Source organism: Thiohalophilus thiocyanatoxydans (assembly GCF_004366735.1).
Lineage (GTDB): Bacteria > Pseudomonadota > Gammaproteobacteria > UBA6429 > Thiohalophilaceae > Thiohalophilus > Thiohalophilus thiocyanatoxydans.
Genome location: NZ_SOQX01000006.1, coordinates 175,706 through 189,205, shown reverse-complemented (window position 1 = coordinate 189,205; position 13,500 = coordinate 175,706). Strand labels below are relative to the sequence as shown.

The following is a 13,500-nucleotide window of genomic DNA, read 5'->3' as shown; positions in this document are numbered from 1 at the left end:
GTCGGTGCCCTTAGCATAGAAAATGTGTTACCCATGTACCTGGACTTTTCTGTTACCGATGTGTCTTGACCGAACAGGCGCGTTTTCTTTGGTTCTGTTTCTTTGTCGCGTGACAAAGAAATGAACCCGAGGCGCGCTGGCGGGTCAGCGCTTTCGAGATCAAGCTCGCCCGGAGGGCGAACATTTAGATAGTAAGGGTCGCCGATGGAATCGCCTCCCACAGGTCAGGCGATAATATAAAGAGGTGGATATTGATCACCCCTCCCTCGCCCTCCCCTTGCAGGGGAGGGAACAGAAGGAAACTATTTAAACAGGGCGTCGACAGAGAAGCCGTCTTTCTCAAGGATGTCGCGCAGCTTTTTCAGCGCTTCGAGCTGGATTTGCCGCACCCGCTCGCGGGTGACGCCGATGGTGTTACCCACCTCTTCCAGAGTAGCCACGTCATAACCGTGCAGGCCGAAGCGGCGTTCCACCACTTCACGCTGCTTGTCGCTGAGCTGCTCCAGCCACTGCTCGATGTTGTCCTTGACGTCCTCGTCCTGCAGCAGCGTGACCGGATCGCTGTTGGTCTCGTCGGGAATGGCGTCGAGCAGGGAGTTGTCGGCGTCGTGGCCCATGGGTGAGTCGACCGAGGCGATGCGCTCGTTGAGCCCGAGCATTTTTTTCACCTCTTCGATCGGCTTGTCGAGCATCTCGGCGATCTCTTCGGTCGTCGGCTCGTGATCCAGGCTCTGCGACAGATGCCGCGCGGCGCGCAGGTAGATGTTAATCTCCTTGACCACGTGGATCGGCAGGCGGATGGTGCGAGTCTGGTTCATGATAGCCCGCTCGATGGTCTGGCGGATCCACCAGGTGGCGTAGGTGGAGAAACGGAAGCCGCGTTCAGGGTCGAACTTTTCCACCGCGCGGATCAGACCCAGGTTGCCCTCCTCGATGAGATCCAGCAGGGCCAGGCCGCGATTGAGATAGCGCCGCGCGATCTTGACCACCAGGCGCAGATTGCACTCGATCATCTTTTTGCGCGCGGCGTCGTCGCCGTTGAGGGCCTTGCGGGAATAGAATTTTTCTTCGTCGGCCGTCAGCAGAGGCGAATAGCCGATCTCGCTGAGATAGAGCCGGGTGGCGTCGAGCTGACCGTCGGGGATCACGCCGGGCTCATAGCGGTGGGGTTCTTCGATCGGCTCGACGTCCGACTCAGCATCCAGCTCTTCGTCGACGATGAGTTTATCCTGTTCCGTGTCTTCTTCCGGCAGTGCATCCAGCTCATCCTCGGCGTCCTTGTCCTGCTTGGGTTTGTCTACGTTATTTCCGTACTCAGTCATAGGCGACTACCGTGACTACGACCCCTTCTTTGGCAAGTATTTAACAGGATCTTGCGGTGTACCGTTACGCCGAATCTCGAAGTGCAGCATCGCCTGATCCGAATTGTGTTTTCCCATCTCGGCTATGCGCTGTCCGGACTTGACGGCGTCATTCTCCTGCACAAGCAACTTGTCGTTGTACGCATACGCGCTGAAGTACGCGGTATTATGCTTGATTATTATCAGTTTTCCGTAACCGCGTAAACCGCTGCCGCTGTAGACCACCTTGCCGTCCGCGGCAGCCTTTACAGATTGCCCCATTCTGCCGGCAATATCCAGCCCTTTTTTACCCGGATCCGTACCCGAAAAGTTGTTGACGATTTCGCCCTCGACCGGCCATTGCCAGCTCAGTTTGCGCACAGGTTCCGCTGCGGGTTTGTTTTGTTCGGCAGTGCTGGTTGTCGTGCCGGTATTGTCGTCGCTCCGGCCGACATCATCCTGCGCCACTGCCGCGGCCGTATCGCCCGGGGACATGCGGATTTCCTGGCCGGGATAGATTGTGTAGGGCGGATTGATGCCGTTCCAGCGCGCCACGCTGCGATAGTCGTGACCATGCTCCCAGGCAATGGAATAGAGGGTATCCCCCTTGCTGACAGTGTAGACACGGCTTTTGGTGGGCTGATCACGATCCGGGTCGTAATGCACAAAAGGTCGGCAGCCGAATAACCCGGCGATCATGACGACAATGAGTGCAGCCCGTAGCTTCATCCGTTATTCAATACAAAATACGCGACAATTATGGCCAGGATCACCAGCCAGCCGAGGCGATCGATGTACTGGCGCAGGGTTTGTTGCATCGCCGGCCCGCCCCACTTCATCAATCCGGCGACCATGAAAAAGCGTGCCCCGCGCCCCACCGCCGAGGCGATGACAAACGGCAGAAACACCATGCCGACAACCCCGGCGGTAATCGTGAAAACCTTGTAGGGTATCGGGGAAAACCCTGCTATGAAGATCACCCAGATCCCCCAGTCGGCAAACCACTGCCGGGTTTGAAGATATTTTTCCCAGTAACCGGCACTGTGTAACAACGGCTCGATCATTTCAAACGCGAACATGCCGATCACATAGCCGGCCATGCCGCCAAGCACCGAGGCGATGGTGGTCAGCAGCGCAAAGTGCCAGGCGCGATCGGGGCGCGCCAGGGCCATCGGCGCCAGCATGACATCGGGCGGGATGGGGAAGAAAGAGGATTCGGCAAAACTGAGGCCAAACAGATAGCCCGGCGCATGACGATGCGCCGACCAGAGCATAACCCGGTCGAACAGGGCGGAAAACAGGCTCACGAAATATCTCCTTGTACCAGCGGCACAAAACTGACCGACTCGAGCAGGGTCTCATTAAATTCATCGCCCTGGCGGGTGATCAGGCGCAGGCGTTGTATCTGCCCCTGCCCGCCGGTGGGGATCACCAGCCGGCCGCCGTCGCCCAGCTGGCCGAGCAGTTCCGGGGGCACGTTCTGTGGCGCGGCGGTGACGATGATCCCGTCATAGGGGGCGTGTGCTTGCCAGCCCCAGTTGCCGTCACTGTGCTGATACCGCACGTTGCTGAGACGCAGCTCATAGAGCAGGTTACGCGCGCGCTGCAGCAAGGGTGCAATGCGCTCGACCGTGAACACCTTCTCAACCAGTTGCGCCAGAATCGCGGTCTGATAACCGCAACCGGTGCCCACCTCCAGCACCCGTTGCGGGCTGCCGGCGCCGAGCAGTACCTCGGTCATGCGCGCGACAATATAGGGCTGGGAGATGGTCTGGCCGCTGCCGATGGGCAGCGCGGTGTCTTCATAGGCGCGGGTGGCCAGCGCCTCGTCGACAAAGATGTGCCGGGGCGTGCGGCGCATGACCTCCAGCACCGCCTCGTTGGTGATGCCCTTCTCCCGCAGCCGCTCAATGAGCCGGTCGCGGGTGCGCTGCGAGGTCATGCCAATCCCGAGATGGCTGTTCATGCGCCCCACTTCGCCAGCCAGTCGGCGACGGACTGCAGCGCCTGATGGCGGGTGAGATCGATCTGGATCGGGGTCACCGAGACATAGCCGTTGCGCACCGCGTAAAAGTCGGTGCCCGGCCCGGCGTCCTGCTCGGCACCGGGCGGGCCGACCCAGTAGATATCCCGGCCGCGCGGGTCCTCGGCCTTGATCACCGGCTCGGCCTTGTGCCGATGGCCCAGGCGCGTGGCCTGATAGCCCGACAGTTCCGCGAACGGCAGATCCGGGACGTTGATATTCAAAATGGTGTCCTGCGGCAGGGGATCGGCGGCCAGCCGATCGATGAACAGCCTGGTCACCTGTGCGGCGGCATCATAGTGGGTGAAGCGATGACCGCTGCCGGCCAGGGAGACGGCGATGGCCGGCAGGCCGAGAAAGCGCCCTTCCATGGCGGCGGCCACGGTGCCCGAGTAAAGTACGTCGTCGCCCATGTTGGCGCCGGCATTGATCCCGGAGATGACCATGTCGGGCTCGTGATCCAGCAGCCCGGTGATCGCCAGATGCACGCAATCGGTCGGGGTGCCGTCGACCCGGATCAGATTGTCGCCCAGGCGGCGGGCGCGGATGGGCATCTCCAGGGTCAGGGAGTTGCTGGCGCCGCTACGATCCCGCTCGGGCGCCACGATGGTGATCTCGGCGATATCCTGCAGGGTCTGCGCCAGGACATTGATCCCCGGGGCTTCATAGCCATCATCATTGCTCAACAATATCCGCATAGCTGCTGCAGGAGGTTACATCATCGCTGGAAGTGGTTGAATGGACGGTAAATTTGGCCCTACTATACCGGATAAGCGCGATCCCGCCTAGATTTTCCTTCGCTGCGCGAACGCGGGTCCGCAGTCAATCCACGCTGCCGCCGGATACCGATGAGCAAAAAATCCCCCGACAAAGAGGAGCTGGAGCTGTTTCGCCAGGCCGTGCAGGATGTGCGGCGCCTGGAGGCCGAGCCCCGTCAGCGGCCGGAGCGCCCCAGGCCCTCCCCCCGACCGCGCCAGCGCGAGCTGGACGAGGCGGCGGTGCTCGACGAGCTGCTCTCCGATCCGGTCAATCCCGAGGAACTGGAAACCGGCGAGGAGCTGCTGTTTGTCCGTAGCGGTCTGCAACACAAGCTGGTCAAAAAACTGCGCCGCGGCGAACTGGCCATCGAGGCCGAGCTGGATCTGCACGGCCTGTTTCGCGTGGAAGCCCGCGAGGCGGTGGTACGCTTTCTTAATGAATGCCGGCAGAACCGCGTGCGCTGTGTGCGCATCATCCACGGCAAGGGTCACGGCTCCGAGCAAAAACGGCCGGTACTCAAGCAATACGTGAACCACTGGCTGCAACAGCGCGACGAGATCCTCGCCTTCTGCTCCGCCCGGCCGGTGGACGGTGGCACCGGGGCGATTTACGTCCTGCTCAAACGCGGCGGCTAGCGCTGCGTTTTAACTGCCAGTCGTGCAATAGCGGCGTTCAGTGTTCCGGGGCAGACACATCGACGCATTCACGAATCACCCCGGTCGCATAGGCCCCGGTCTCCAGTTCAAACGACAGGTGCAGATGCCTGTCCTGCTGTGACCATTCGAGCTGTTTGACCGCCAGGCGCAGACTGCGCCGTTCCTGTTTCAGCCCCGCCTGTTCCAGGCCCTGACAGTAATCGGGGTAATCGTCGGCCAGCTGTTGTTCCCATGTTTTAACCGTCCCGCCGCTTTTGAGCTCCCCCCTGCCCCATAACGGCCCGGTCGGATGGATGTCCATCTCGCTCACACGTTGCTCGATGGTCTCATCGATCGCTTCGGGGACAAAAATACTGTGGCTGCCGGCCAGCTGCATCACATCGCCGTCCATCGCCCGGTGCCAGGTATCGTCACTGACCCGTTTTGACAACAGCTGGTTGAACAACAACGAGCGGGCGGCGGAGAGATAGATACTGCGCTTGTTACGGTTGTTGACCCGCTGGCCGGCGAACATCTGCCGGGCTTGTTCAAGATTGGCTTCATCGCGCCCGAAACGTTGTGCCCCGAAATAGTTGGGCACACCGGTTTGTCGAATCGCCACCAGCCGCTCCGCCAGTGTCGAGGTATCGCCTTGCAGATCTCGCAGGGTAATGGCAAAGCGATTGCTCTTGTGCACACCGCGGCGCAATTTCTTGCTGTGGCGGGTGGCCTGCAGAATCGATAACCCGTCATCGCCCAGCGCTGACCAGTCGGGCTCGGCCTTGCCGGCCAGATCCAGGCTGAACCATTGACGGGTGATCGCCCGCCGATCCTTCATCCCGGAGAACCCCACGGCATGGGATTTGATCCCAGCATGGCGGGCCAGCAGCTGGGCAATGTCCTGGGTATTGCGTTCGCGTTTTTCGATCCAGAGCCAGACATGCTGGCCCTCGCCGGTCGGCTCAAAACCGAGCTGCTCCTCGACCACAAAATCCGCGAGCTGTTGACGCAACACGCCTGTTACCGTCGGTTGGCCGAAGGCGTAAGCAAGACTGGACCAGTGCGTTTTCATAGGACGAAAAGATCCAACGCAGAGACGCAGAGGCGCAAAGGACGCAGAGAAATCATAAATATGTACTTCACCATTATTAAGTGGTCTAAATTGACTTCGGATTTTCAGACAGGCTCAGTATCGAAAATACTTCCTGTATAGATACTTTTGAATCAGGTTATTAAAAGCCAAACAAAATAAAATCAATAACCATTTTCGTTCACAGAGGATCATTTTATTTTTAACTCTGCGGTTCTCTGCGCCTTCGCGCCTCTGCGTTATGATCTTTTATCAATCAGCACAACCGCCATGGCGGCGATGCCTTCGCCGCGGCCGGTGAAGCCCATGCCTTCGGTGGTGGTGGCCTTGATGCTGAGGTTGTCGATGTCGGTCTGCAGATCCGTGGCAAGGAGTTCACGCATCGCCTGGATATAGGGTGCGAGTTTGGGTTGCTGGGCGATGAGGGTGAGATCGGCGTTCTGGATACGATAGTCACGTTCACCGATCAGCGTCATCACCTGGCGCAACAGTCGGCGACTGTCGATGCCTTTGAAGTCATCGTCGCTATCGGGAAAGTGCTGGCCGATATCGCCCAGCGCCAGCGCACCGAGGATCGCATCGCACAGGGCGTGGATCAGCACATCGCCGTCCGAGTGGGCTTCGAGTCCCTGATCGTGCGGGATTTCCACGCCCCCCAGGACCAGACGGCCGCCCGGTTTGAAACGGTGGGCATCAAAGCCCTGTCCGATACGCATCAGTTTGATTCCTGTTGTTGCAGATAAAAGTCGGCCAGTACCAGATCCTCGGCGCGGGTGATCTTGATATTGCCGGCACTGCCTTCCACCAGCCGTGGTTGATAGCCGGCATGCTCCATGGCCGAGGCCTCATCGGTCACCAGCTGTTCGGCTTCAATGGCCTGCTCCAGGGCATGGCGCAGTGGGCCCAGCCGAAACATCTGCGGGGTCAATGCGTGCCACAGGTTCTCGCGCTCGACCGTGTCGACCACGCGATCATTGGCTTCGGCCCGTTTCATGGTATCGCGCACCGGCACACCCAGCAGACCACCCACCTCATCATCGGCCAGCGTCTGTATCAGCTTATCCAGATCAGAGTGTGACAGACAGGGGCGCGCCGCATCGTGCACCAGCACCCAGTCCGCGTCATCCGCATGCAGGGCGAGCTCGTGCAGGGCGTTCAGTACCGAATGGCAGCGCTCGATACCGCCCTCGACCCGCGTCACCGGTTTGTCATAGTGTGGTTCCAGATGCTCCCACCAGCCGTCGTGGCGCGACAACGCCACAACCACCCCGTTCACCGACGGATGCGCCAGCAATCGGTCCAGGGTATGCAAAATAATCGCCCGCCCCCGCAGTTCCAGATACTGCTTGGGGATCTCGCTGCCCATGCGCCTGCCGATCCCGGCGGCGGGAATCACAGCCCAATAAGACAGGGACGAGGGACGAGTGTCGAGGGACGAGGTCATTGAAGTAAAACTGATGATTCAATCCATTTTTGGATGATTATCTATCCCGATAGAGTTGCCGGATTCGCTTTGCTTAATCCGGCCTACCTCCGCCAACTGCCTACTGCAAACTGCCGACTGCTAACTATTTTTCTTCTTCTTCGATGATCTGAATAAAGGTTTCGCCTTCCTTGATCATCCCCATCTCATCGCGGGCCCGTTCTTCCAGGGCGTCGAGGCCCTGTTTGAGATCCTCGACCTCGGCTTCCAGTGCCCGGTTGCGTACTTCAAGTTTCCGGTTTTCCGCTTTTTGTTTTTTGACTTCCTGCTTGAGATGCCAGACGGTGGCCAGACTGCCGTCCCCGACCCATAAATCGTATTGCAGGGTGACAAACAGGATCAGCAGTATGGCTATCAGGATTCGCATGAGCTCCGGCTGTTGCGTATGCCGCTCCCTCCGAGTCTAGCGTAAATTATAGAAGGCATCCTGCCCGGGATAGCCGGCCTCGTCACCCAGCCCTTCGCCGATGCGAATCAACTGGTTGTACTTGGCGACCCGATCCGAACGGGACATGGAGCCGGTCTTGATCTGGCCGGCGCCGGTGGCCACGGCCAGATCGGCGATAGTGGTGTCCTCGGTCTCGCCGGAACGGTGCGAGATAACCGCGGTGTAACCGGCCTTTTTGGCCATCTCGATCGCGGCCAGGGTTTCGCTCAGGGTGCCGATCTGGTTGACCTTGATCAGGATCGAGTTACCGATGCCCTTGTCGATCCCCTGCTTGAAGATCTCGGTATTGGTGACGAACAGATCGTCACCCACCAGCTGCACCTTCTTGCCCAGGCGGTCGGTCAGTTGCTGCCAGCCGTCCCAGTCGTCCTCGGCCATGCCGTCCTCGATGCTGATGATCGGGTACTTGTCGCACCATTGTTCCAGTACATCGATGAACTCGGCGGCGCTCAGGCTCTTGTTCTCCGAGGCCAGGACATACTTGCCGTCCTGGTAGAACTCGCTGCTGGCCGCGTCGATGGCAATAAAAATATCCTTGCCGGCTTTATAGCCCGCCTTGTCGATCGCCTCGAGGATCACCTCGATCGCCGATTCGTTGGACGACAGGTCCGGGGCAAAGCCGCCTTCGTCGCCGACCGCGGTATTCAGCCCCTTGGCGTGCAGCACGCCTTTGAGTGCGTGAAACACCTCGGCGCCATAACGAATCGCCTCGTTAATACTCGGCGCGCCGACCGGCATAATCATGAACTCCTGCAGATCGACGCTGTTATCCGCATGCGCCCCGCCGTTGATGATATTCATCATCGGCACCGGCATGCGATAGGCCTCGCCGGTATACAGGTATTGATACAGCGGCACGCCCTGCGCGCCGGCCGCGGCATGGGCGGTCGCCATGGAAACCGCCAGCAAGGCATTGGCACCGAACTTGCTCTTGTTCGCGGTGCCGTCGAGCTTGAGCATAATCTCATCGATCTGTTGCTGGTCGGCCCCATCCTGCCCGAGCAGGGCTTTGCGAATGGGCCCGTTAACGTTGGCCACCGCCTTGCTCACGCCCTTGCCGCCAAAGCGTTTTTTATCCTCGTCGCGCAGCTCGATGGCTTCGCGGGCGCCGGTGGAAGCGCCGGAAGGCACGGCGGCACGGCCTTTGGCACCGCCGGCCAGGATTACATCGGCTTCGACAGTCGGGTTACCGCGTGAGTCGATGATCTCACGCGCGACGATGTTGACGATTTCGGTTCCTCGACTCATTAATCGTATTACTCCAGATTCAATAGTAAGGGTTGTTAATTAAAAGGGTGATCGGTTCATGACAGCGGTCGCCCGGCCTCGCGACAGAGCGGCATGCGCGGCTTGTTGTTGCAGCCCCGTGAAGGGAAACGGGTTGACCCTGTTACACGCCCAGCGCCTCCTGTGCGACCGGTTCGCGCACCGCGCGGGCAGCACGGATAAACGAGCTGAACAGCGGATGGCCGTCGCGCGGCGTGGAGGTAAACTCCGGATGAAACTGGCAGGCAATAAACCAGGGATGATCCTCCAGCTCCACCACTTCCACCAGGTTGCCGTCCAGCGAGGTCCCGACCAGTTTGAGGCCGGCCTGGCCGAGCGTGTCGCGGTAGTTGTTATTGAACTCGTAACGGTGGCGATGACGTTCGTTGATGATCTCGTGGCCGTAGATCTCCCGTGCCCGTGAGCCCTCTTCCAGGCGGCACTGTTGCGCCCCCAGGCGCATGGTGCCGCCCAGGTCGGAATCCTGGCCGCGGGTTTCCCGCTTGCCGTCGGCGTTGACCCACTCGGTGATCAGTGCAATCACCGGATCCGGGGTATTGGGTTCAAATTCGGTGCTGTGCGCTTTTTCCAGCCCGGCCACGTGACGGGCGAACTCGATCACCGCCACCTGCATGCCCAGGCAGATCCCCAGATAGGGGATACGCTGCTCACGCGCGTATTTGACCGCCGCGATCTTGCCTTCCACGCCCCGCTCGCCGAAGCCGCCGGGGACCAGAATCGCATCCATCCCCCGCAGACAGCCCGTGCCATCGCGTTCGATCTCCTCGGAATCCACATAGTGAATTTTGACCCGGCTACGGGTATGCAGGCCGGCATGAATCAGCGCTTCGGAAAGGGACTTGTAGGATTCGGTCAGCTCCACGTACTTACCGACCATGGCGATGGTAACCTCGCCTTCGGGATGGGCCAGGGCCTCGGCCACATGTTGCCACTCACAGAGATCGGCCGGCGGGACGTCCAGACCGAGCTTGTCCACCACGATCTGATCCAGCCCCTGCTCGCTGAGCAGCAGCGGGATCTTGTAAATACTGTCCACATCCAGCGCGGTGACAACAGCGCGCTGCTCAACGTTGGTAAACAGGGCGATCTTGCGCCGTTCATCTTCGGGAATCGGACGATCCGAACGGCACATCAGGATATCGGGCTGGATCCCGATGGAGCGCAGCTCCTTGACCGAGTGCTGGGTCGGCTTGGTTTTCAGCTCGCCGGCGGTCGGGATATAGGGCAACAGGGTCAGATGCATGAACAGCACATTGTCGTGGCCCATTTCCACGCCCATCTGGCGAATCGCTTCGAGAAACGGCAGGGATTCGATGTCGCCCACAGTCCCGCCGATCTCCACCATGGCCACATCGACATCATCCGCACCTTCGACAATGCTGCGTTTGATCTCGTCGGTAATATGCGGAATGACCTGGACGGTCCCGCCCAGATAATCACCCCGGCGCTCCTTGCTGATCACGTTGGCGTAGATGCGCCCGGTAGTGAAGTTGTTCTTCTGGGTCATGGTGGTGCGCACGAAGCGCTCGTAATGGCCCAGATCCAGATCGGTTTCGGCGCCGTCCTCGGTCACGTACACCTCGCCGTGCTGAAACGGACTCATGGTGCCGGGATCGACATTGATATAGGGATCCAGCTTGAGCAGCGTGACTTTGAGTCCACGCGCTTCGAGGATCGCGGCAAGCGAGGCGGAGGCGATGCCCTTCCCCAATGAGGAGACGACACCACCGGTAATGAAGACGTATTTGGTCATGAACCCAGCAAAGTGTTGAGGGTGAAACGGCGTTACCGGTATTCGGTAACCTGTCTGATTGCTGGGCTAATATTGTCGTTGTTTTCGGCCGCTGATTCAATCTTTACAACGCGTTAAATTACCGGACTGGCCCGTCGGGTGATCAACAGACCCGGTTCATTCTCTCCGGCGGCAAACGGCTCGCAAAGACAGTAATCCACTACCTGGGCAATCTGCCCGTCGATCAGAATCAGCGGGATCCGCTGGCGTTGCCAGGGCGGCACCCGCCACTCCTGCAGCAGTTTTTTGAGCTCGTGACGATGGCCGCGCCCCGCCGGCCGACAGGATTCGCCGCCCTGACGAAACGCGATCTGCAGACCGTGCTGCACGATCGCACGCCGGGAAAGGCCCTGTCCCTGACACGGCTCGGCGTGCAGGAACTGCCCGTCCAGTTCGAGGACCGGCTGATGTAGCGGATCCCAGGGCTGGGACGGCGGTGGCGGGGAGTCCGGCCGGTTGGCCATCGCGTAGAGGTGATCGGCGTAGCGGCGCACCTCGACCCCGGCCCAGCCGACCTGCGGCATGGCGTCCGGGGCGGCATAGAGCACCTCGTCCAGGATCCGGTTGAGGTGGGTGCTGTCGGGCAGAGGCAGGCCCCGTTGTTGCGCCAGCCAGTAGCGCAACAGATTGCGCTGACGGGGCGGATTGAGCGCCTGCAGGGGGGCCAGACGCAGACTGTCCGGACTCTCGCCCTGGCAATGTCGATAGTCCAGTTCGCCGAGCTCGTCGAGCAGTCCCGCCGCCTCGCCCTGGTGGCGCGCCGCCCGGCTCAGGGTCAGGGCCGCCGAGGGCCAGCGCTGCTGCAAGGGCGGCCACAGCTCGTGGCGCAGGTAATTGCGATCCAGATCGGTATCGAAATTGGAGGGATCCTCGATCCAGTGCAGATCGTGGTCCCCCGCATAGCGTCGCAGGGCCGCGCGGGTATAGCCGAGCAGCGGCCGACCGAGCCAGCCGTCGGCCAGGGGGGTGCTGGCGGGCATCGCGGCCAGCCCCTTCACCCCGCTGCCGCGCAGCAGCTGCAGCAGCACCGTCTCGGCCTGATCGTCCTGATGCTGGGCCAGCAACAGGCCGTCACCGGCCTGGAGCAACTGCCGCCAGGCGCTGTAACGGGCCTCGCGGGCGGCCGCCTCGGGGCTCTCGCCCAGCCCGGGATGGGCATGGACCGTCACCTCCACCAGCGGCATATCCAGGGCCGCGCACACCTGCCGGCAGTGCGCGGCCCACGCGTCGGCGTGTTCGGCGAGCCCGTGGTTGATATGGATCGCTTCCAGCGGCACCGCCAGTTGTTCGCGCAGGTCGGCCAGGGCGTGTAACAGGACGTGGGAATCGCAGCCGCCGCTGTAGGCGACCCGGTAACGACTGGCCGGGGGCAGCTGCGCCAGCTGATCCCGCAGTTGCGCGGCCGAGAAGGTCATGTGCGGCGCGCCGGGACGGGGATTACTCCGCGTAATTCCCGTAACGAATCAGCTTGGTGTAACGCTGCTCCAGCAGCTTGTCGAGCGGGGTGGCGTCGACAATTTCCAGGCTCTCGAGCAGCGCCTGGCGCAGATTGGCAGCCATCATCTCGGGATCCCGATGGGCGCCGCCCAGCGGTTCGCTGATAATGTGGTCGATCAGCCCCAGCTCCTTGAGCCGGTGAGCGGTCAGGCCCATGGCTTCGGCGGCTTCGGCGGCCTTGTCCGAGCTTTTCCACAGGATCGAGGCGCAGCCCTCGGGCGAGATCACCGAATAGGTGCTGTACTGGAGCATCATCAGCCGGTCGCCGACGCCGATGGCCAGCGCCCCGCCGGAGCCGCCCTCGCCGATGACCGTGGTGATGATCGGGGTCTTGAGCGCCGACATCTCGAACAGGTTGCGGGCGATCGCCTCGCTCTGGCCGCGCTCCTCGGCACCCACGCCGGGATAGGCACCGGGGGTGTCGATGAAGGTCAGCACCGGCAGCTTGAAGCGCTCGGCCATGTGCATCAGGCGCAGCGCCTTGCGATAGCCCTCCGGGCGCGGCATGCCGAAATTACGCCGCACCTTCTCCTTGGTATCGCGCCCTTTCTGCTGGCCGATGACCATCAGCGGCCGGCCATCCAGACGCGCCACCCCGCCGACAATCGCATTGTCGTCGGCAAAGGCGCGATCGCCGTGCAGCTCCTCGAAGTCGGTGAAAAGCTGCTCGATATAATCGAGAAAATAGGGACGCTGGGGATGGCGTGCCAGCTGGGCGATCTGGGCGGCCTTGAGATTGGAAAAAATGGATTCGGTCAGATCCCGGCTCTTGTTCTGCAGGCGCTGGATCTCCTCGCCGATGTTGATCTCGTTGTCGGAGCCGACATAGCGCAGCTCCTCGATCTTGGCTTCCAGTTCGGCGATGGGCTGTTCGAAATCGAGAAAATTCAGATTCATAAGGGTCTTATCGGGTCAAATGGGCGCTAATTGGCTGAATAGTATAGCGAATCCGGCCGTCTGTATACACCCGAACCGCGACCCGGCTCCTGTTTTCATTAGGCAGGTCACTGGGAAATAACGCGGAGGACGCGGAGTCGCAGAGGCGCGGAGAAATGATTGTGTAAAAATATGTTCATCCGACCTTAGACTGGAAAATATCTTCATCATAAGGACAACCAGCAAGCCTGGGGTGAGTGCGCAGATGCT

The 13,500-nt window shown here is 60.8% G+C and carries 14 protein-coding genes; 1 reads left to right on the top strand and 13 read right to left on the bottom strand.

Annotated elements, in window-relative coordinates:
• Positions 1 to 302 precede the first annotated feature (302 nt).
• The 5 genes from rpoS to surE are packed head-to-tail and all read right to left on the bottom strand — an operon-like array spanning position 303 to position 4,061.
• Positions 303 to 1,322 (bottom strand): RNA polymerase sigma factor RpoS, encoded by a 1,020-nt coding sequence (gene rpoS, locus EDC23_RS11420; RefSeq protein ID WP_134084652.1) that lies wholly within the window; start codon positions 1,320 to 1,322, stop codon positions 303 to 305.
• A gap of 15 nt (positions 1,323 to 1,337) precedes the next feature.
• Positions 1,338 to 2,069, bottom strand: coding sequence for a peptidoglycan DD-metalloendopeptidase family protein (locus tag EDC23_RS11415; RefSeq protein WP_208321359.1), 732 nt, complete (start codon positions 2,067 to 2,069; stop codon positions 1,338 to 1,340).
• On the bottom strand, positions 2,066 to 2,647 hold the full coding sequence (locus tag EDC23_RS11410; RefSeq protein WP_134084650.1) for a YqaA family protein: 582 nt from the start codon (positions 2,645 to 2,647) through the stop codon (positions 2,066 to 2,068). Before EDC23_RS11410 ends, EDC23_RS11415 begins: the two co-directional genes overlap by 4 nt.
• Entirely contained in the window at positions 2,644 to 3,306 is a 663-nt protein-coding gene (locus EDC23_RS11405) for a protein-L-isoaspartate(D-aspartate) O-methyltransferase (RefSeq protein ID WP_134084649.1), read from the bottom strand. The genes EDC23_RS11410 and EDC23_RS11405 overlap by 4 nt, the downstream gene beginning before the upstream one ends.
• A complete protein-coding gene (surE, locus tag EDC23_RS11400) occupies positions 3,303 to 4,061 on the bottom strand; it encodes a 5'/3'-nucleotidase SurE (RefSeq protein WP_134084647.1) in 759 nt (252 codons plus the stop codon). The genes EDC23_RS11405 and surE overlap by 4 nt, the downstream gene beginning before the upstream one ends.
• A gap of 150 nt (positions 4,062 to 4,211) precedes the next feature.
• Here surE and EDC23_RS11395 point away from each other — a divergent pair, with 150 nt between their 5' ends.
• Entirely contained in the window at positions 4,212 to 4,757 is a 546-nt protein-coding gene (locus EDC23_RS11395) for a Smr/MutS family protein (protein WP_134084645.1), read from the top strand.
• Positions 4,758 to 4,794: 37 nt separating this feature from the next.
• Here the strand turns inward: EDC23_RS11395 and truD are convergent, their stop codons facing one another.
• From truD to accA, 8 genes are all read right to left on the bottom strand, one after another.
• Positions 4,795 to 5,829 (bottom strand): tRNA pseudouridine(13) synthase TruD, encoded by a 1,035-nt coding sequence (truD, locus tag EDC23_RS11390; RefSeq protein WP_134084643.1) that lies wholly within the window; start codon positions 5,827 to 5,829, stop codon positions 4,795 to 4,797.
• 257 nt (positions 5,830 to 6,086) lie between these two features.
• Complete coding sequence (ispF, locus tag EDC23_RS11385) at positions 6,087 to 6,563, bottom strand: 2-C-methyl-D-erythritol 2,4-cyclodiphosphate synthase (protein ID WP_208321358.1); 477 nt, start codon at positions 6,561 to 6,563, stop codon at positions 6,087 to 6,089.
• Positions 6,563 to 7,291, bottom strand: coding sequence for a 2-C-methyl-D-erythritol 4-phosphate cytidylyltransferase (ispD, locus tag EDC23_RS11380; RefSeq protein WP_134084638.1), 729 nt, complete (start codon positions 7,289 to 7,291; stop codon positions 6,563 to 6,565). Before ispD ends, ispF begins: the two co-directional genes overlap by 1 nt.
• Positions 7,292 to 7,415: 124 nt before the next feature.
• Entirely contained in the window at positions 7,416 to 7,697 is a 282-nt protein-coding gene (gene ftsB / locus EDC23_RS11375; RefSeq protein WP_134084636.1) for a cell division protein FtsB, read from the bottom strand.
• Positions 7,698 to 7,733: 36 nt separating this feature from the next.
• Complete coding sequence (gene eno / locus EDC23_RS11370) at positions 7,734 to 9,026, bottom strand: phosphopyruvate hydratase (protein ID WP_134084634.1); 1,293 nt, start codon at positions 9,024 to 9,026, stop codon at positions 7,734 to 7,736.
• A 142-nt stretch (positions 9,027 to 9,168) separates the two neighbouring features.
• A complete protein-coding gene (locus EDC23_RS11365; RefSeq protein ID WP_134084632.1) occupies positions 9,169 to 10,818 on the bottom strand; it encodes a CTP synthase in 1,650 nt (549 codons plus the stop codon).
• A 113-nt stretch (positions 10,819 to 10,931) separates the two neighbouring features.
• On the bottom strand, positions 10,932 to 12,272 hold the full coding sequence (gene tilS / locus EDC23_RS11360) for a tRNA lysidine(34) synthetase TilS (protein ID WP_134084630.1): 1,341 nt from the start codon (positions 12,270 to 12,272) through the stop codon (positions 10,932 to 10,934).
• 22 nt (positions 12,273 to 12,294) lie between these two features.
• A complete protein-coding gene (gene accA / locus EDC23_RS11355) occupies positions 12,295 to 13,251 on the bottom strand; it encodes an acetyl-CoA carboxylase carboxyl transferase subunit alpha (RefSeq protein ID WP_134084628.1) in 957 nt (318 codons plus the stop codon).
• Positions 13,252 to 13,500 lie beyond the last annotated feature (249 nt).